Origin of the sequence: Mesonia oceanica (assembly GCF_902499555.1) — a bacterium.
GTDB classification, from domain to species: Bacteria; Bacteroidota; Bacteroidia; order Flavobacteriales; family Flavobacteriaceae; genus Mesonia; species Mesonia oceanica.
In genome coordinates this window covers 232,918-251,300 of sequence record NZ_CABVMM010000007.1, presented here as the reverse complement: position 1 = coordinate 251,300, position 18,383 = coordinate 232,918, and the positions used below count along the sequence as shown (strand labels likewise).

The 18,383-nt window shown below is 35.2% G+C and carries 18 protein-coding genes and 3 pseudogenes; 9 read left to right on the top strand and 12 right to left on the bottom strand.

Annotated elements, in window-relative coordinates; all coding sequences use genetic code 11:
- The 5 genes and pseudogenes from FVB9532_RS10455 to FVB9532_RS10435 form a co-directional block, all read left to right on the top strand.
- Positions 1 to 499, top strand: a pseudogene (locus FVB9532_RS10455) (hypothetical protein); the annotation flags it as partial.
- 10 nt (positions 500 to 509) lie between these two features.
- Positions 510 to 1,148 carry a conjugal transfer protein TraK gene (locus FVB9532_RS10450; RefSeq protein ID WP_150545125.1) on the top strand — a complete coding sequence of 213 codons (639 nt, stop codon included), beginning with the start codon at positions 510 to 512 and terminating at the stop codon, positions 1,146 to 1,148.
- Between the two features lie 2 nt (positions 1,149 to 1,150).
- The gene (traM, locus tag FVB9532_RS10445; protein ID WP_150545124.1) at positions 1,151 to 2,080 is read left to right on the top strand and encodes a conjugative transposon protein TraM; all 930 of its coding nucleotides are present in this window, start codon (positions 1,151 to 1,153) and stop codon (positions 2,078 to 2,080) included.
- 27 nt (positions 2,081 to 2,107) lie between these two features.
- On the top strand, positions 2,108 to 2,941 hold the full coding sequence (locus FVB9532_RS10440) for a DUF4138 domain-containing protein (RefSeq protein WP_150545123.1): 834 nt from the start codon (positions 2,108 to 2,110) through the stop codon (positions 2,939 to 2,941).
- Positions 2,942 to 2,948: 7 nt separating this feature from the next.
- Positions 2,949 to 3,314, top strand: coding sequence for a hypothetical protein (locus FVB9532_RS10435; RefSeq protein ID WP_150545122.1), 366 nt, complete (start codon positions 2,949 to 2,951; stop codon positions 3,312 to 3,314).
- Between the two features lie 84 nt (positions 3,315 to 3,398).
- Here FVB9532_RS10435 and FVB9532_RS10430 read toward each other — a convergent pair whose 3' ends face one another.
- The 5 genes and pseudogenes from FVB9532_RS10430 to FVB9532_RS10410 form a co-directional block, all read right to left on the bottom strand.
- Complete coding sequence (locus FVB9532_RS10430) at positions 3,399 to 4,499, bottom strand: hypothetical protein (RefSeq protein WP_150545121.1); 1,101 nt, start codon at positions 4,497 to 4,499, stop codon at positions 3,399 to 3,401.
- A 4-nt stretch (positions 4,500 to 4,503) separates the two neighbouring features.
- The gene (locus FVB9532_RS10425; RefSeq protein ID WP_150545120.1) at positions 4,504 to 5,784 is read right to left on the bottom strand and encodes a BREX system ATP-binding domain-containing protein; all 1,281 of its coding nucleotides are present in this window, start codon (positions 5,782 to 5,784) and stop codon (positions 4,504 to 4,506) included.
- Complete coding sequence (locus FVB9532_RS10420) at positions 5,781 to 6,797, bottom strand: hypothetical protein (protein ID WP_150545119.1); 1,017 nt, start codon at positions 6,795 to 6,797, stop codon at positions 5,781 to 5,783. Before FVB9532_RS10420 ends, FVB9532_RS10425 begins: the two co-directional genes overlap by 4 nt.
- Entirely contained in the window at positions 6,790 to 8,049 is a 1,260-nt protein-coding gene (locus FVB9532_RS10415; RefSeq protein WP_150545118.1) for a methyltransferase, read from the bottom strand. The genes FVB9532_RS10420 and FVB9532_RS10415 overlap by 8 nt, the downstream gene beginning before the upstream one ends.
- A 154-nt stretch (positions 8,050 to 8,203) precedes the next feature.
- Positions 8,204 to 8,644 (bottom strand): annotated as a pseudogene (locus FVB9532_RS10410) (TraM recognition domain-containing protein); the annotation flags it as partial.
- Positions 8,645 to 8,682: 38 nt separating this feature from the next.
- On the opposite strand from FVB9532_RS10410, the pseudogene FVB9532_RS20085 reads away from it, so the two are divergent.
- A pseudogene (locus FVB9532_RS20085) lies at positions 8,683 to 8,859 on the top strand (DUF4138 domain-containing protein); the annotation flags it as partial.
- 119 nt (positions 8,860 to 8,978) lie between these two features.
- On the opposite strand, the gene FVB9532_RS10400 reads toward FVB9532_RS20085, so the two are convergent.
- The 7 genes from FVB9532_RS10400 to FVB9532_RS10370 all read right to left on the bottom strand — a co-directional run bounded on the left by FVB9532_RS10400 (position 8,979) and on the right by FVB9532_RS10370 (position 15,336).
- Complete coding sequence (locus FVB9532_RS10400) at positions 8,979 to 9,896, bottom strand: SDR family NAD(P)-dependent oxidoreductase (protein WP_150545117.1); 918 nt, start codon at positions 9,894 to 9,896, stop codon at positions 8,979 to 8,981.
- A gap of 83 nt (positions 9,897 to 9,979) precedes the next feature.
- Complete coding sequence (locus FVB9532_RS10395) at positions 9,980 to 10,546, bottom strand: Crp/Fnr family transcriptional regulator (protein ID WP_194716526.1); 567 nt, start codon at positions 10,544 to 10,546, stop codon at positions 9,980 to 9,982.
- A gap of 183 nt (positions 10,547 to 10,729) precedes the next feature.
- Positions 10,730 to 12,310, bottom strand: a complete 1,581-nt coding sequence (locus FVB9532_RS10390) for a type IV secretory system conjugative DNA transfer family protein (protein ID WP_150545115.1) — start codon at positions 12,308 to 12,310, stop codon at positions 10,730 to 10,732.
- Between the two features lie 9 nt (positions 12,311 to 12,319).
- Positions 12,320 to 13,351, bottom strand: a complete 1,032-nt coding sequence (mobB, locus tag FVB9532_RS10385) for a MobB family relaxase (RefSeq protein WP_150545114.1) — start codon at positions 13,349 to 13,351, stop codon at positions 12,320 to 12,322.
- A gap of 11 nt (positions 13,352 to 13,362) precedes the next feature.
- Positions 13,363 to 13,743, bottom strand: a complete 381-nt coding sequence (locus FVB9532_RS10380; protein WP_150545113.1) for a BfmA/BtgA family mobilization protein — start codon at positions 13,741 to 13,743, stop codon at positions 13,363 to 13,365.
- Between the two features lie 691 nt (positions 13,744 to 14,434).
- Positions 14,435 to 14,884 (bottom strand): JAB domain-containing protein, encoded by a 450-nt coding sequence (locus FVB9532_RS10375; RefSeq protein WP_037314303.1) that lies wholly within the window; start codon positions 14,882 to 14,884, stop codon positions 14,435 to 14,437.
- A 104-nt stretch (positions 14,885 to 14,988) separates the two neighbouring features.
- A complete protein-coding gene (locus FVB9532_RS10370) occupies positions 14,989 to 15,336 on the bottom strand; it encodes a single-stranded DNA-binding protein (RefSeq protein WP_150545112.1) in 348 nt (115 codons plus the stop codon).
- Positions 15,337 to 16,037: 701 nt separating this feature from the next.
- Here FVB9532_RS10370 and FVB9532_RS10365 point away from each other — a divergent pair.
- From FVB9532_RS10365 to FVB9532_RS10355, 3 genes are read left to right on the top strand one after another with little or no spacing between them, the layout of a single operon-like run.
- Complete coding sequence (locus FVB9532_RS10365) at positions 16,038 to 16,403, top strand: ArsR/SmtB family transcription factor (protein WP_034892202.1); 366 nt, start codon at positions 16,038 to 16,040, stop codon at positions 16,401 to 16,403.
- A 1-nt stretch (position 16,404) separates the two neighbouring features.
- Positions 16,405 to 17,028, top strand: coding sequence for a mercuric transport protein MerTP (merTP, locus tag FVB9532_RS10360; protein ID WP_150545111.1), 624 nt, complete (start codon positions 16,405 to 16,407; stop codon positions 17,026 to 17,028).
- A complete protein-coding gene (locus FVB9532_RS10355; protein WP_150545110.1) occupies positions 17,029 to 18,375 on the top strand; it encodes a dihydrolipoyl dehydrogenase family protein in 1,347 nt (448 codons plus the stop codon). It begins immediately after the preceding gene.
- The last annotated feature ends 8 nt before the right edge of the window (positions 18,376 to 18,383 follow it).

Sequence of the window (18,383 nt, the reverse complement as noted above, 5' to 3'; positions counted from 1 at the left end):
TCCCATTGAAGAAGATGTAAGTCTAATAGATGCTGCTAAAAATGCAATGACATTGCTTTATGAAGCTCTAGTTACACCATTATATGGTTTCAAGTTAATCGCCTTTGTCGGAGGTGTTATTTTGTGGATTCTTGATTTATTTATCTATCCATTATTCTTGGCTGAGCGCTTTTTCCTTCTCGGGATAATGCAGGCATTTTTCCCGTTGGTTATCAGCCTGGCCGTTTTTGAAAAATTCCGCTCACTAGCGTATACATTTTTTAAGCTCTATGCTGCGGTCTATATGTTAGTTCCCGCCTTCTTTCTGGTCAATGTTTTTGTCAATGCGCTCTATACCGAAATCAATACTAATTTTTGGACAAACCTATTTGGTTCAGATGTCAGTCAGGGAATTTTCGCCCCTGTAGTACAACTCGGGTCAATAGGGTTCATTGTTTTTCTGAAGTTCAAATTGTACCGCCGTGCGACTTCCTTTACCCTTAGATTATTTACCAATTAATTAATGCTCAATGAAAACATATTATAAAAATATCTATACTGTTTTAAAACTGAACCGATTCATCGTTTTAGCTTTGATCGTGTGCAGCTTGCTTTCCAATATTTTTGCTTTATGGATGGCATTCTCAACTCACAAAAAAGCCCTGAACAATGCTTTTGCCATCAACACCGATGGCAGTATCATCCCACTAAAGCTTGTTACCCAAAAAGAAAACTTTAAAGTAGAGGCTTTAGCACATTTAAAGCTCTTCCATAATTATTTCTACAATATTGACGCAAGCAATTATGAAAAGAATTTAGAAAAGGCACTGTGGCTGGGCAATAGCACTGTGGATAATTTATATCGCCAAAAGAAGGCAGATGGTGTTTACAATCGACTTTTGCAATATTCCCTAGTTCAAAAAGTACTGCGTATTGATTCCCAGATCGAAGAACAAAATGGAACTTATTCCTTCAAAACGGTTACTGTTTTTGAGATCAACCGGGGGTCGATCATCGACAGATATCAATTGGTTTCTACCGGAAACCTGATTATCGTAGATCGAAACTTTCCCAACAATCCTCACGGATTGCTAATCACCGATTACTTCGAAAAATCCCTTAAAAAACTAAATGATGAAAACGATAATAGGTATTTAAAAAACCAATGATTATGAAGATAGAAAAAAATAAAATAGTCTTTGCGGCAGTACTTGCCGTAGTCGTCATTTTCCTGATTTCCTACTCTATTCTGGTAATGGGCAATGATGAAAATGAGCATACAAACCTTAAAGAAACGTCCGTTCCCGCACTGGAAGAAGACCAAAAGGAATACGATTCCAAACTGGATGCCATCAACGATCTAAAAGAAGTGCGTGAAACCAATGCGCCCAGCATCTATGATGAAAAACTGATTGATTCACTTGGTTTTTACGATGAAAACTTCGCCGATAAGGAAAAAGAACGTATTGTAGATAGTATCTACTCCGCAGGGAAAATCAAGTATTCCAAACAAAATTATCAGCATATTGGTGATAGGAAAGCTTCTCCCAAAGTTGAAAAAGTTGTGGACTCTGCAGAAATAAAAGCGGAACAAAAAATTGCTGCTAAAGAAATGGGACTGGAACACCAGTTGTTTTTTGCCTCAGATCCAAAAGAAAGTGATATTTCAATTTCCGGTAGTACCGATGCATTGATTTACGCCGTTGTGGATGGCGACCAAGTGGTCAAAGCCAATTCCCGTTTACGGATGCGCCTGACCAAAGCGGCTACTATCAATAGCAAACAGATTCCAACAAATACACCTATTTACGGTTTTATTAGTTTTCAGCCCAACCGGGTCTTGATAGAAATCGAAAACATAAAGAATCATCCAACCAAATTAAAAGCATTTGACCTTCAAGACGGAAGCGAAGGTGTTTATGTAGAAAATAACTTTCGAGCCCAAGTTTCAACCGAGGTCATCGGAGATATGGTAGATGATATCAATATCGCCGGTGTGCCACAAGTAGGTGGTTTCAAAAAGATATTCCAGCGCAATAACCGCAATATTAAGGTTACCGTGCTCAACAATTACAGGCTCATCCTGAAGCCTAAGTTATAGACTCAAAACAACATTAAACCTATTCTTATGAAGAATTTTATTTTTATTTCACTATCCCTGCTTGTTACTGTTATGATGACGGCACAAACATCTTTTCACCTTGATACCATTTATGCTAATGATCAAAAAAATGTAGCACTGTTCTTCCCAGAACCTATCCGGCAGGGAATAACAGGATCTGAAAATTATGCCTTTACCTATAATCGTGAGAAAGGGCAATATTTCGGATTGCTCCAGGCAAAACCCGGGAAAGAAAGTAACCTTCTGGTTGTCAACAAAAATGGCGCTGTTTTTTCGTATATTGTAAAGTATAGGAAAAAACTAAATCGGCTGAATTATTTTATACCAACGTCTAAAAGCATCGGTAATGAAAAGCCTCTTGTTGCTGATTCAACTACTATTGCTAAACGTGAAGACACAATAGATAACAGAACATTTTATTACAATAAATTCTGTTCTTATCTAATTGGTCGAAAAAAACGGATTGGCCGAATAAAAAAACGAAACGAAGGCATCGTATTGCGTGTGGAGAATATTATTTTTGATAAGGAAGAGCTTTATTTCGTGATTCAGGTTGAAAACAAATCTTCGTTGGATTACGATCTTAACTTTCTGAAATTATCAGTTGAGACAAGAAAAAAGGGTAATAAGAAGTCTTTACAACGGCTTTATCAAGAACCGATTTTTAAATATAATTTGCCCTCAAAAGTAAAAGAAAACAAATCTGTAAGATTGGTTTACGTATTGCCAAAATTCTCAATAGGAAATGATCGCAGAGCGGTTTTAGAACTCAATGAGAAGAACGGGGAAAGGAACTTAAAATTAAAGATATCACATAGATTTATCAATAACCCAAATTAACATTGTTATGAAAAAAATAGCAGTTTTTTCTTTAGTAGTATTATTTCTCTCTTGTGCCGGAAAACAAGATTTATCACCTTCAGAAACCGCCAAAATCGTCGCTGAAAGTTTTTATCACGGTGATAAGACAACTTTAAAGGAATATACTACAGAGTCCGGGTATGCAAATCTTTCCAGTATACAAGAAATGTTTACCGAGGATAAAAATTCTGAACCTGATTTTAAGGTCGTGGATGAACAAAAAGAAGGTGAGATAACCTGGATTAAGTATTCAACATCCTACGACCCAAAACCAGGTATTTTTAAACTGGTCGAGGAAAATGGCCAATGGAAGGTTACCCATAATGGACCAAAAGATAGAGGACCCTTTTAGAGATAGTAGTCCTATGATAAGCTATCGTTAAAACTTGCAAAAGTTTCACTATTATAATATAGTATTGCTTAACAAGCAATATTATCAAATGTTATCTGGATGTATGAAAACTAAATTGTCTTTTTTAGTTATTTCATCCATTAAACTTTCTTTCAAATCACTTCCCTCTTCGTTTGATAGTTTTAATGTTATTTGTTTAGATTTAGGATCTTCTGTTGCCTTATATGGGAAGTCGTTAATCTTATCTCCTTGATGAAAATTAGTTAAAGCTGTATGATGAATATAAATATCTATAGCAGAATCGGTTCTATATAATATTACCGAATATATTTCTTCTGGAAGTTCAACATCATCAGCTAAATCAAAACATAATAATTTTTTCTTAAGTCCTTCACTACATTCACAACGTATCGTAGTACCTAGTAGTAATTTTTTATTCTTTTTTGCTATTTCATTAAAAATAAAATCTTGGGCAAAATCATCGATGACATCGTCTTCAATATCTCCTGTTAGATTATGTGTAGTAGCTCCACTTGGGCTTTTGATTTTTTTAATATTTGAAGTTTCTGGGAGTGTTAAATCATTATCTTGAAAGACATCATCAATTGAGGACATTCTATAATTTCCACCTCCACAAAAAGCTTTATAAAATTGGTCATCGTTAGTCAGAAAAATAGTATGTTCCTCTTTTAAAAATTCTTGTGGATAAACACTGGACAGTAGAACTAAGCTATCCTCTTTAGAAAGACGTGATGATAATACTAAATCTTGATGTGGAAGCCAAAGTGCTTGATGTAAAATGTTTTCATCATAAATAATCTCGAAATCATCATTGAGCTTTTTCAATTCTTCCTCAATAGTATTTTTGATATCAGAGTAGCATTCGGAATAGTCTAGTTCTGGAGCCTTAAATTCATTGCGATATTTAAGAGCAGAACTAAAATTCATATTCCCTTTTGTGGATTTATAGAGTGTTCTCAGATAGTGTTCTAACTTCCTAATTCCAATATATTCATAAGTGACAAATCTTGAACACACAATATCTACAAAAGGAGAGTTAGTAAGGTTTTTAAAAAATCTCGTAAAACTCGGATAACTATCATCTATTAGGTATGCTAATAATTGAGTATCTACCGCAATTTTAATTTTGAAAACTGGATCTACATAAGGTTGGTTTAAAGACATAATATTACTGAAGATTAGCTTCTACAAATTTCACATCTATCTCGTTAATAGATTCAGAGTCAGCTGCTCTTTCTAATAAAAAGTAAAGTTTTCGAAGAGCTAACCTTGGCAATTCTCCTGTAATCTTATTAACCATTTGAATTGCTTCTTCAGTAAAAGGAGTGAGCGAATCACTATTTTCTCTACTTAAGTTAAGATAGTTTAATACTAAAATTTTCATTTGTGCCGTAGATAATCTTTCTATATTAATCTCCCGATCAGTAAGACGATCAGCAAGAGGAGGTGAAATTTTTTGGATATCCTCTAAGGCTGTACGGGTCAAAGCGATTAAAAGACACCATCTTCTTTCCTTATCAATTAAAGCTCTTAGATTGTATGCGTAAGTATCACTCTCTTTTTTTGTTAAACGCCCTGAAGTAATATCTTCAAATTCATCAACTAATAAATAGAATCTTTCAAAACCCTGATCCTGTACAATATCAATGATTGCATTAAGCAATTTAACTACTTTGTTGTTTAGGTATTTACCACTCCCTGATGTTATCGTCTCCCAAGTTTTACTTATACCGAAATCTTCAGAAATTAAATTATAGAAGTAATCGGCTATAACCGCATCTTGATTCCTTTCTTCTAGTATACTTAGAATTATATGTTTTAATGTATTATTCAATTCAGCCCTCTTTGACCTGCTATTTATTTGCTTGATAAATGCATCTAAAAAAGCTTTATGGTTGGCTTCATTTTCAATAGAAAATGGATCATTAGATTTTCCGAACATATCACCTTGAGGGCTTGCGAGGAACTTTTCAAGATCAGCTTTATATGTATTCTTTGGTTTTTTAATTTCATCAAGAACCTGAGTCCAAAGATATTTTTTAAATTGCTCCTGCCCGATTTTTTCAATTATAGATCCTATAAGCTGCGGTAAATTTGTTCCAGGATTATTAATGTAAATAGCAAAAGCTTTTTTACTTTCGTTCTGAATTATTGATTTTGCATATAATAATAATTGTGTTTTCCCTGTACCATAATCTCCTGTTATCGTTCCAATTAATTTTTGATCTTTTTTAGAACTTGCATATAGCGAATCAGCAATATAATCAACAATTTCTTTATGTACTTTTTCATCTATTGGAGCAAGTGCGACTGTTTGATCAGATGATTCGTTGATATTTGCTGTGCCAGATTTAGGAAAAGGATTGGATTTAAGTCCAAACTTAGAATAACGGTCTTTCTGAGACTGTTGAGCTCTATCTTTCAAAATTTTATTTACGTCTATACTCATTTTCTTACTATAATATGTGACACATAACTATTATCTATCAATGGATATAGATATGTAGCCGATTTTATTTGTTCACTTTTATTCTTGCCTTTAACGATAAATACCGCTGACGTTCTTTCATAAGTAAATTTATCATTGAATTGAATTTCATTAATTAGAAAAGATTTTATCTCATCAACTGCATAGTGAAAATTTTGACATATACTAAAAATTAGTTCTGGTAAAGAGATTTGTCTTTGATACTGGAAATGTTTTTGAGTAAACTTCATTAAATCGAAATTCTTGAAAGGCCTTATAAAGTAAGTACAAGTGATTTCTCTATTTTCAAAAGTTTTAATATTTACTGAATTTAGATTGAATTTTTCAATGAAGTTAAGTGTTGTACCCCATTTATAAAAAACTTCAATAAACCGCATTAGATGAGAGTCTTTTGGAGGAATCACATATACTTTCGACACATCCTCTAGAGAGAATAAGAATTTATTAAAAAATTTACCTTCCTTTATTGCATACATAAGACGGGACTTTTCTATTAAGTCTTGTATAGTTACCTCATTAATATCTAATTGTTTTTTAGAATCGGAAATTAGATACCAAGTGGCTATCTCTTTAAACCTAAAGAACTCAAAAAATATGTCTTTGAAATCTTGCAAATCTTCATCGGATAATTTATTTCCTAAAGCAGAATTAATGAAAATATTTTTCTGGACTTTATAATTACCATTAATGAGTCCAAAATTTTTTATTGCATTGACATATTCTAATATTTTTCTTTCAGACCATTCTTTACTTAGATCTTCAGTTATTTTAAGATATTCATACCTTATAAACTTATTATTTAAATCTTCAGTTTTATTTTTTTTTATTATTAGATAAATATCCCTTATGGGTTTTAAATAGTAGATATTTGAAAATGACCACCCTTTATTATAATACTGATATACTTCTTTATCAGTAAGAAATGGTAAAACTTCCTCGGGAAATAAGCTAATATTAGGTAATCTTTTAATCAAGTATCAATATGTTTTCTGACAATTTAATATTATGTCTATAAGTAAGTGACTGCCACTTAGTGCCTCTTTCTCTAATTTTAATTATTTCATAACCTTTAAAACCGCAATTCTTAGCAATTTCTCCCAAAATTTTAGTTGTATCTATAAAAACACCGTATGGTGCCGAATCTCCTAAAACCAAATATGCCTTACTACCTTCTTTCAAAACTCGTCGCATTTCTAAAAATACTCTGTACATATCTTGAAAGTAATACAAGGCAAGGATATGAAAACTTTTCCTTCCCTTTCTAGTTTTACTAATTTCTTCAATTTTTTTAATATCGGGTAATAGTTTATCAATGACACTTTTATTTTTAATATAAAAATCGCTACTTTTCCATTGTTCCAAATCGAATTCAGATTCTTTGTAATGTGTTGTAGCGCCTGTCACTAATTCCTTTCTAACCTTTTCAGTAATTTCATTCCAGTCATTGGTATAACCGAAAAAATGAGAACAAACCTTAGAAACCTCTCCATAATCTAAATTATTTAAATACGGCGGAGAAGTAATTGATATTGAACAGCTATCAGTTTCAATTTCTTCATTTCTCTTGCGAGAGTCGTGTCTATAAATATTCGTACAATTACTCATCCCATCTACTGTTGCTAAATCCTCTATCATTTTAAAAACCGTATTTTTGAAAGTATCATAAGCTGTAAGATTACCTCTTAACGTTTTACTTCTTGATATATAAGGGATTGCAATAGGATGAATGCTTACTTTATGTAATGTTTGGGTTAATGCTAAGTTTAAAAAAACTTTACAATTATTTTCCAGTTTACTATCAGAAATGAAATCTCTAATATAATATAATTGAAATAAATTATTATCTGTATAAAGCGTTCTAAGTAATTGATGGTATGGCTTTTCGTAGGTGCCATTTTCTATAGACAACTCTATTTTCAGCATAAACTGCTTCAAGGAGTTAATATTTACAGACCAGTCCAATTTTGCTTTTATTACATTGTATAATAATTCTTGACCTTCATTACCTACAGCAGGAATACCATTTTTCTGGGCGGATACTAATGTTGTCCCACACCCTGCAAAACATTCATAGATACAGTCTTTATCTCCTAGTCCTTCCAATTCTATTATTTTCTGAACTAATTTATATGAAAATCCTGCCGTAAATCTATACCAATCGTGTATTGGATTATTCCTATTATCCTTTGCAGTTCCAATATTTTTATGTAATTCTTTAAGATCCATCTAGTTAAATTAGTTTTCAAAGATAAAATCGCATATACAAATTTTATTTGAATTCACAAATATATTTAACTAATTCCACACTTTTTGCTTAATATCAGTTTATTTAATCAATTTTTAGGTAGGTAAAGGTTTAATAATTTAGGTTCTATTAATATTAATAGTTGAAGATCGATCTAGCTTCAATATATACACGCTCAAAATTAGCTTCCAAATCAGCCATTGAAAATCGCTTAGTTTTTTCTGAAAGCTCACGATGGATCTTCTGTAATTTAAACTGCATTTTGTTATCCCTTCCATCGGCATAGGTAATAAACTCACCCTGTTTTAATCGGAAAAACACATCTGCCCTAATTTTAGGAATTTCCTTTTCTCCAGTTGTAACTCTCGTATCAAAATCCAGATTATGCCCACGACTCACGCTTTTTGTCGGGTCTTTAATAATCTCAAAAAAGCGTTCATAATATTTTGCCGTGTCCGGGTCATTGACCTTTCCAAAAAACTGATAGGAAAGATTGCTCAATATCGCCTTGCTTGCCTTATCACTGTACATCATATCGTTCTGGATCTTGTCCTGCATCACGTAAACCCTGGAAAGAGTACGTGTCTCAAATTTCATTAAGAGAATTGTTATTTTTTAGCTCAAATGTGCCTTCCAGAATTACTAAAAACGAAACCGTAAGATTGGTGTATGTTTTGCCTAAATTTTCATTGTCCAATGAGCGTAAGGCTGTTTTGGATCTGAACGAGAGGGGTGACGAATGGAATATAGAATTGAAAGTATCGCATCGGGTTGTTAATAATCCGAATTAATATTTTTGATGGAAAAAATCTCTATTAAATCTAAAACTGCAAAAAGTTACGAACAAATACACCCCGTTATGGCTTATATGCAACTTACCCGCTGCCATTTTTTAGAAATTTCTTTTTTGTTATTCTGTAAATGTGGTTTTTGTAAGGTCGAGGCTACCATTCCACAGGTCTTTTTGAAAACTCCTGTTGTAAGAATCAACTGAAGTTTTAACCACTTTTCCGTCTGAGAAATAAATTTCCTTCAAGTCTTTGTACTTCTCAGAATACGCAAGGTTTGCTAAATTTTTTCCTGCTTGCGCTGGTGTATGGATATTGCTTTTGAATAAGGTCAAAACAGGGAAGACATTTTTCCATAAAAATCGCATAACGGGTGTGTAAGTTCTGGCAAGTCCTGTACCTGGTGTTAATCCTGGGTCGTAAGCATTTACCCTTATTTTTGTATGCTTTAATCGCTCTTGCAATTCGTATGTCGTCATTATGTTGCACAACTTTGACGTGGAATACCTTCTTTGTCCTACAAGATTTCGTTTTTCGGAAGTTTCTTTTGGGTAAGCAAGTTCTTGGGCACTTGTATAAATTGGGGGTTCTATGGGTGTTTTTAATGCAGGGTCGTGAGTCTCGCTGGATGTGAATGTTATATGTCCGTCATTTTTCATAGAGGGCAGTAATTGCATTGTCAAGGCAAATGCACCTAAATGATTTACACCAAATGTCTGTTCAAATCCGTCTGTGGTATATTGCGTTTCTCCAATATTCTGCACGCCTGCATTGTTTATCAAAATAGAAATGGATAGATTTTTTTCTCTTGATAATTTCTCTGAAAATTGACGAACAGATTGTAATGAAGCCAAATCCAATTCCAAAGACGTTAGGTTTTTATGACCTGTTCTGTCCTTTATCTTTTCAATCACTTCTTTACCCGCTTTTATATTTCTGGCAGGAATAATAATTTGTTCGTTTTTGGCAATTTGAGCCATTCGTAAGGCACATTCAAAACCAATTCCGCTAGTTGCGCCTGTAATAATTATTGAATCCATAATTTTTTGCATTTTATTTAAATGATGAAGCAAAGTTCAGTACTTCAAAAGCAAAAACTTTTGCCATTTGGCAAATAATGAATTCAGATACTTTTTCTAATTCTACTTAGTGATGATTGCGTGATTCCCAAGTAGGATGCGAGATAGGAAAGTGGAACTCTATTAGCTAAATTCGGAAATTTCTCTAAAAAATTTAGATACCTTGTAGTGGCATCCTCGGCTAACATTGGGCTTAGTTTATTTACTTTTTCAACCAATGCTTTTTCGGTTATTTTGTTGATAATACCATCCCATTGAATGATAGTAGCTGATAAATCATTAAGTGATTCTGTAGAAAATACAAGCAGTGTACAATCTGTTACGGCCTGTACATATTCCGAAGATGGGATTTTTTGATTGAAGCTGTTTATGTCCACTGCAAAATTGTTTTCATCAACAAAGTATTTGGTGATTTCATCACCTTTGCTGTTATAGTAACATACTCGAAAGAGGCCTTCTTCGATAAATGCTACTTGTCTTGGTATTTTCCCTGCTTCAGAAAAATATTCACCTTTTTTTAACTCCACTACTTTTACTTTTCTTTTTATTAAGTCAATTTGCGGTTGATTTAGCTGCCCAAATTCCAATAGATAGTTTATTAATTTGTCCATAAGTACAAAGATTGTTATTGCTTTTTAATTGAAATTTGTCAAATGGTAAAAAGTTGATTGATTTTGAGGCTCTGTCATTTGGACGGTTTTTCTGGTTGCAGGTAACTGGTAATATAAATATACTTTTATCCCATAACATTACACGTGATAAAATTCTATTTTTAGTTTCTTCATTTCAATAGGCTACTTGAATATCGACCTCGCCTCCTCATAAACCCTCTCAAAGTTAGCTTCCAAAGCAGCCATTGAAAACGGTTTAGTTCTTTCAGGAAGCTCACGATGAATTTTCTGCAACTTAAACTGAACTTTCTTATCATTACCATCAGCATAAGTAATAAATTCTCCCTGTTTTAATCGAAAGAAAACATCTGCCCTGATTTTTGGAATTTCTTTTTCTCCCGTCGTTACCCGTGTATCAAAATCAAGGTTATGGCCACGGCTCACGCTCTTTGTAGGGTCTTTTATAATTTCAAAAAAACGTTCATAATATTTCGCGGTGTCCGGGTCATTGACCTTCCCAAAGAACTGATAGGAAAGATTGCTCAATATCGCCTTGCTCGCCTTATCACCATACATCATATCGTTTTGGATCTTGTCCTGCATCACATAGACAGTTGAAATATTATAGCTCCTCAATGTTGCCGGAATACGGTGCATATTCAATAAGCGTATGGTAGGCGCCTCTTCCATTAACAGGAATGAAGGTTTGGAATTCCGCACGCTCATTTGTTTGGTAATGGTATGGACAATAGTGGCAATCACTGGTGAATAGGATGTTTCGAATTTTGGATTGTTCACAATTGAAATTACCGCAGGATTTTCTTCACTATTGATATTGAGCGGCACTTCATCTGCGGACAACGCCATAAAAATCCGTTGCGTACTGATACGTTTGAGTGCATTAGCCAAGGTACTTTTTACCCCGGCGGTTTGCCGTTCCGAATCCTTGCCACTTATAAAGGCATCTGCCATTGCCCGTGATGTCGTATTGGTTTCCAAAAACTGTATCAGGCTATCGGTGTCCAGATATTGATAAATAGCAATCAAGTGTGGCAGGGTACAGAATCGGGGGTAGGTCGTTTTCAGCTTCCAAATCAATCCCCCGATCAAACCTTCGGCAGCATCGTTAAAAAATTTAGTAGTTCCGGTCGTGCCCGATTCCCTTTGCTCCAAAAGGTTCTCGATCAGTACCCGGGAAACCTCATTCACACTTTCCTCGTTTTCCAAATAGCGAGGTGCAATGGGATTGACCCGATGGATGATCCTATCAAAGGAAATGACCTTAAATGGGATTTCGCTATCCTTGAAAAGCGGATACGCCATCTCCGTCAGCTCAAAATCTTTGTAATCGTGGATGATGCCACAAAAACCTTCTTTACGAAAATGTTTCAGGAATCCATACACTACACTTTCGGTCTTTCCACTTCCCGCAGAACCTATGATGGATGCCCCACGTTTGATATTGTCCAGTTTGAAGTTTCCCTTGGTAGTGGCAAAATTGATTTGATATCGGTCGTCGCCATTTTTTGGCACCTCTTTTTTATGCAAGAAGACATACAATGCCGTATTGATCAACAAAAGCGGACAAACCACATTTAACAAAACTAAAACCAAATTGTTCCAAGGTTGTAAAAAATAGGCCAGGACAAACACCAAAAGACTGTTTGCTAAAAACGCATATCTGGAGACCTGATACAATCCATAAAACAAAGCACTGGCCAGACCAATGGTTAAAAGAGCGGTAAAGAGATTGTCTACTTGCATACGTTCGAGTTAGATACCTATTGAACTTGATTTAATGGTCACTTCCACGCCACGTCGTAGGCGGTTGAATACCTTCATTGCCAATTGTGCCTGTGTTACCGGAATGCTTGGCAGCATTGGAACACCACCTTCCTTCATCATTTTAAAAGCAATTGCCTTTTCATTGGCAGGCAATTTCATCAAAGATGCAAAATAGACTTTCGGATTCTTGACAAAATCCTTTCTTGCCTTGTAGGTCTCGACAAAGTTTCGCTCATAACCCAATGTTTTGTCAAAGGTCTTCTCCGCATTCTGGAAAAATGTATCACGATCAAAGCCCCGTTTTATTTTCTTACCGTGCATCTTCACTTCCGATGCCTTATGCTTGCTCCCCGGTGAAAGACTGAAGGTATTGGAGGCATCCTTTCGGCTTACAATGATATGGATATGGCTTTGGTTTCCTGCCTTTGGCATTCCCTGGACAATCCGCTTTCCGTCCTGTTGATGCGGAGCTTCCTTTTCCAATCGGTCAATTTTTTGCTGTAAACGTTTGCTATTACCTTCAGTACGACCTTCTTCAATCCTTCTGATTTTAGTTTTGAGCTGCAATATTTTGGTGGCATACGGCTGATTTTCTTTAATCTGCCAATCCGTTCCTTTAAAGGTGCGTTGGTGTTCGATTTTTGCGTAATATTTTATATTATCGATGGTAATGGGTCTTCCGTTGATTTCCCGGTTAAAGGATGTCACATAATCCTTCATCAGTTCACGGGTGTATCTTTTTAAATCTTCGCTACTGTTCTGTAACCGGTTCAGTTCGTATTTGGAAGGACTGACCGTAATGGAATAGAATTTTGGTTCGGTCTTTTTGAGTTTGGCACCGTTGCCATCGATATCTTTCACCACTTCTTTAGCGGAAATTCTATCTCCATATTGATTGAAAAAATGCTCCATCTCTTCCTGTTCCAGCCCTTGGTTTTCTTTCTCCAGATAACCGACAAAATCGCCTGAACCTTGTGAATAATTCCCTCCCAATTTTTGAGGTGTGATTGTGATATACATAGCTCAAAAATTTAGAGTTCGTTAGTATGGTTTTGCTTTTCCTGAAATCTTACTTTAGGTTTTTCTTCGACCGCTTTCTTTTCCAAAATCAAAGGTTTTTTTGAGGGTTCGTTCGTCTGAAAAAGAGATTCTATCATTGCGACCGTGGGTTTAGTCTGTGTCTTTTCCATATCCCTCATTATGGCAATGACCGCATTGATTCGTTTCTTTAGGGAAGCTTCGATCGTCCTTCCGGTAGGCCCTAATTTTTCCTTTGGGGAAATCTCATTGTAGAAGAAAAAATCGAGCATTGTTTCCAATGCTTCAGTGTGTGATTTGAAGTGTGTCCTTGAAAATTCCTGAAAACGTTTTGCTGTTTCCTTTTTGAACCTGATGCCGATAAATGAGTCCATAATTCGCCGATTTGTCGCAAATCCTTCCCTAAAAATGGGCGTTCACAGGGCATTTGTCGCAAATTGTAGGAGGTCGGGAATTTTATATTTTTTCAAATCACTGAATATCAGTTATTTGAAAACAAAAAGGAGTGCTAAACATCGCATCGCGTGTTACCCTCTTGCTACTCCTTTTCGTCCCGCAACGCGGGACAAAAATTCCGTACAATTTGGTCTGTTGGCTGTCTTAATAGACAGTCAAAAGCCACTTGCCAAATCCCGGAAAAAATTTCCGAATTAATATTTTTTTGATGTGCAGGATTATCGGCGAAAGTCAAAAATGGATAGCCCTGCATAAATTTGAATGCTGAAGATCAGCGAAATAAATATAAGGATTTTTTTAGTAACAGGTAGCGAGTAATAAATAATTCTTATTCAAAAGGGTGTCCAGATTCAAGATTTTTTTTTATCTTTATTGAGTGGGTTTCAATGACCTAAAAAGAAAGGGAAAATTCAGGTAACAGCGAATTTTCCCTTTTTTAATTGATTGAGCTTGAAATGCTCCTTACTGTTAAGCACTACCAACCAAGCTATTTTTATATGACCTTTTATAGAACTGCTTTGCTTAGAAGATTCATTGAAATATTTGAGCCTAAAAAAACACTTCTAAAATTAGAAGTGCTTACAATCTAGTTAGAATGTGCCAGGTAAATTACAAAATTCCTTCATCTGCAAAACTGTAGTAATTACCATCAGGCATAAGGATAATATGATCCAGGACTTTCACATCAAAAAATGATGCCGCATTTTTAATTTTCCTGGTCAGGCTTTTATCCGCTTCACTTGGTCTAAGGGTTCCGCTGGGGTGATTGTGCAATAAGATTAGTGCCGTGGTTAAAGACTTTAATACAACTGCGAATAAGATTCGAACATCGACCAGTGTCCCGGTAATACCTCCTTTAGAAACTTCGTAAATACCTTTTACTTTATTAGCATTATTAAGTAGCATTATTTTAAAAGTTTCCTGCAGTTCGATCTCGTTTTTATTCCATTGTGCGAACGCTAAATCTGCTGCACTTCTGGAACTTGAAATTTTGGGTAGCAAATTTGTTTTTAAACTTCCGGTGTAGCTTATCGCTATTTCATTAACTTTGGATTTCATTATTATCTTATTTAAAGGGTTACTAATTAAAAGAGGGAGCAACTTTCGAAGGGAGCGCCCTCTTTATTTTTTTGATAATTAAGAATTAAAAGATCTTCGATATTTTAATTAAATGAACTTTCATTACTACCTAAAAACAGGATTTCACTTACTAAAATTTCAGTTACATATCTTTTTTCTCCTGTTTCGGTTTCATAGGATCTGGAAGTTAGTTTTCCGCGGATGGCCACTTCTTTACCTTTATCGACATATTTCTCGATAAGCTCAGCCTGCTTTCCCCAGGCCATTACATTGTGCCAGTCGGTTTGTTGAATTTTTTCCCCTTCCTTGTGGTAGTATTCATTGGTAGCCAGTGAAAAAGTGCTTACTTTTTTTCCACTTTCAAAGTTTTTGATTTCCGGGGTGTTCCCCACATTTCCGATTAACTGTACTTGGTTTCTTAGATTACTCATAATTAAAAGATTTAGATACCTGCTTTCTAAGCAGATTGATTAAACATTGATTTACTTATTATATCCGGAGCGTTTTCCTTTTTTGATTTTTTCACTTTGCTTCCGGGTATGTTGTTTTGAAATGATTTCATAATTTTTATTTGTTGATTTACTTCCTATAGCGCCGTTTGCTATTACCTTTTTTGATGCTGATACATTTTCAATATTTAGAATTAGGGAAGGTTTATAAAAAGGAGTAAGCGACTGGCTTATGCAACCTGGACTAACTTCTAAATATTGGTATTTTGCATTACAAAAAAGGTAGGGACAGCAACGGCCGGGAAGGAAATGGAAATACTGAAATTGAAAAACAACTGGAAGCGAAGTAAATGCAAGAATGGAATTCCGATTTAGCGGGCGTCCTTTTTTACTTAATTAAGTATAAGATTACACGAAGAGCGGTAACTACTATATAGCGGATACATCATTAGGAAAATAAAAAGGATGCCCAAGATATTCTTAGGGAAGCTCTTTACCCGAAATGGAGCATTTCGCAGAATGAAGCGGTAATGTGCTGACCGATTTACAACCAGAAGGTCTTTGAAATTAGTGGTCATAATCTCTTAAATGTATGAAGCAGAATATTTATACTAACTATTATTTAAGAATTTGCTTAAATACGTATTTTATTATACTTTTGATCTCTAAATAATAGATTAACCATGGAAATTTCGTGTACAAGAGCCCAGGCTGATCATCAACAACTTCTTAATTGCAAAAACACTTTGGAAAGAATGGATGATAATTTTCAGGATATGACCAAACTACTATCGATTGCTGGTAGCGAGGTACGCTTAAAAATTTTATTCCTCTTGAACATGGAAGACGAATTATGTCCCTGTGATATTGCTGATATTTTAGAAATGAGCGTACCAGCAATCTCTCAACACATCCGGAAAATTAAAGATGCAGGTTTTATCTCCTCAAGAAGAGATGGACAAACCTTGTACTATTCATTAATGAAGGATAAAACAGCTGTACTTGATGCTGTTTTCACTACAATCAAAATGGTTAAAAAAATTGCCTAAAATGAAATCGTCCAATAAGTCAAACAGCACAGCTTTTGTTAGTTTACTTACTGCGGTAACTGCTTCCGTATGTTGTATTACTCCCCTCCTGGCGATTTTAGCAGGTAGTAGTGGATTTGTAACCATGTTCTCATGGATAGAACCTTTTCGTCCCTATTTGGTTGCACTTACCATAGGAATTCTTGGTTTGGCCTGGTATTTAAAATTAAAACCGAAAAAACAAGAAGAAATAGATTGTGCCTGCGACGAGGAAGCAAAACCATCTTTTTGGCAGTCCAAAAATTTTCTGTTCATAGTTACAGTATTTGCCGGATTGATGCTGGCTTTCCCTTATTATTCCAATATATTTTATGCACAGCCCAGCAAGGATATAGTGTATGTTTCTCAATCAAACATAATAAAGCACACCTTTGAAGTTGAGGGAATGACCTGCGCAGGATGTGAAGCCCACGTAGAAAGTGAGGTAAATAATCTGGATGGTATTTTATCAGTCAAGGCGAGTTACGCAAATACTAATACCGTAGTGGAATATGATAAAGCTAAAGTTGATTTGGTCGCAATTCGAGAAGCAATAAATAAAACTGGTTATAAAGCAATCGATACAGAAAATAAAGAAGAGAAGTAGATGAAAAAATATGATGTATTTGTAATAGGTTCCGGGATGTCAGGTATGACCGTTGCTAATAAATGTGCCTCCAAAGGCCTTAAGGTTGGCATTACCGATGAACTTCCCTACGGTGGAACCTGTGCCCTAAGAGGCTGTGATCCTAAAAAGGTGATCATAGGAGCAACTGAAGTACGTGATTTTGCCCAAAGACTTAAAGGAAATGGAATAGATACCGTGCCTGAAGTCAATTGGGAAGATATTATGGCTTTTAAGCAATCTTTTGTGGATGCCATGCCTCCTAAAATTGAAAAAGGATATAAGAATAAAGACATAGATACCTATCACACTTCAGCTAAATTTTTATCTGATAACACCTTGCAGGTAGGAGATGAAGTTATTGAAGCTGATAAATTCCTGATCGCAACCGGAGCAAAACCACGGGTATTGGATTTTGAAGGTGGAAATTTGGCACTTTCAAGTACAGATTTCCTTAATTTGGAGGAATTGCCCAGCTCACTGCTCTTTATCGGTGGTGGCTACATTGCCTTTGAATTTGCTCATATCGCTGCGCGGGCCGGTGCCGATGTAACTATATTACATCGCGGAGAATTTCCATTGGAAAACTTTGATCGTGACATTTTACAACATCTTGTGGATGCAACCCGAAAGCTAGGAATTAAACTGGTTTTGAAAACCGACGTCTCTAAAATTGAAAAGAAAGAAGGCCATTATGTAGTAACAGGAAAATCAGATGGAAAAGAGTCAGCTTATAAGACAGCATCTGTCTTTAACTCGGCCGGTCGTCCTCCAGCGATTTTTGATTTAGATTTGGAAAAAGCAGGGATATCTTTTTCAAAAAAAGGAATCACAGTCAACGAATATCTTCAAAGCACCTCTAACTCCAATATTTATGCAGCGGGAGATTCGGCAGATTCTAAAGGCTTGCCCCTTACCCCTGTTGCGGTGATGGAAGGACATGTTGTGGCTTCAAACCTCATTAAAGGGAACAAGAAAAAAGTCAATTATCCCCCAATGCCTTCCGTAGTTTTTACGTTACCCACACTGGCATCAGTAGGATTGACCGAAGCAGAAGCCAAATCACAACAAATTGAATATCAAGTTAATTATAACAATGCGGAAAGCTGGTTCAATGCAAAACGATTAAATGTTCAGGAATATGCCTACAAAACCATTATTGATAAAGAAAATCAGACTATTCTTGGCGCCCATTTAATAGGCCCTAACGCGGAGGAAACCATCAATTTATTCGCCATGGCGATAAAGACCAAAATAAAAATCAATGAGTTAAGAACAATGATATTTACATATCCAACATTGTCATCAGATATCCCTCATATGCTTTAAAAATAAAA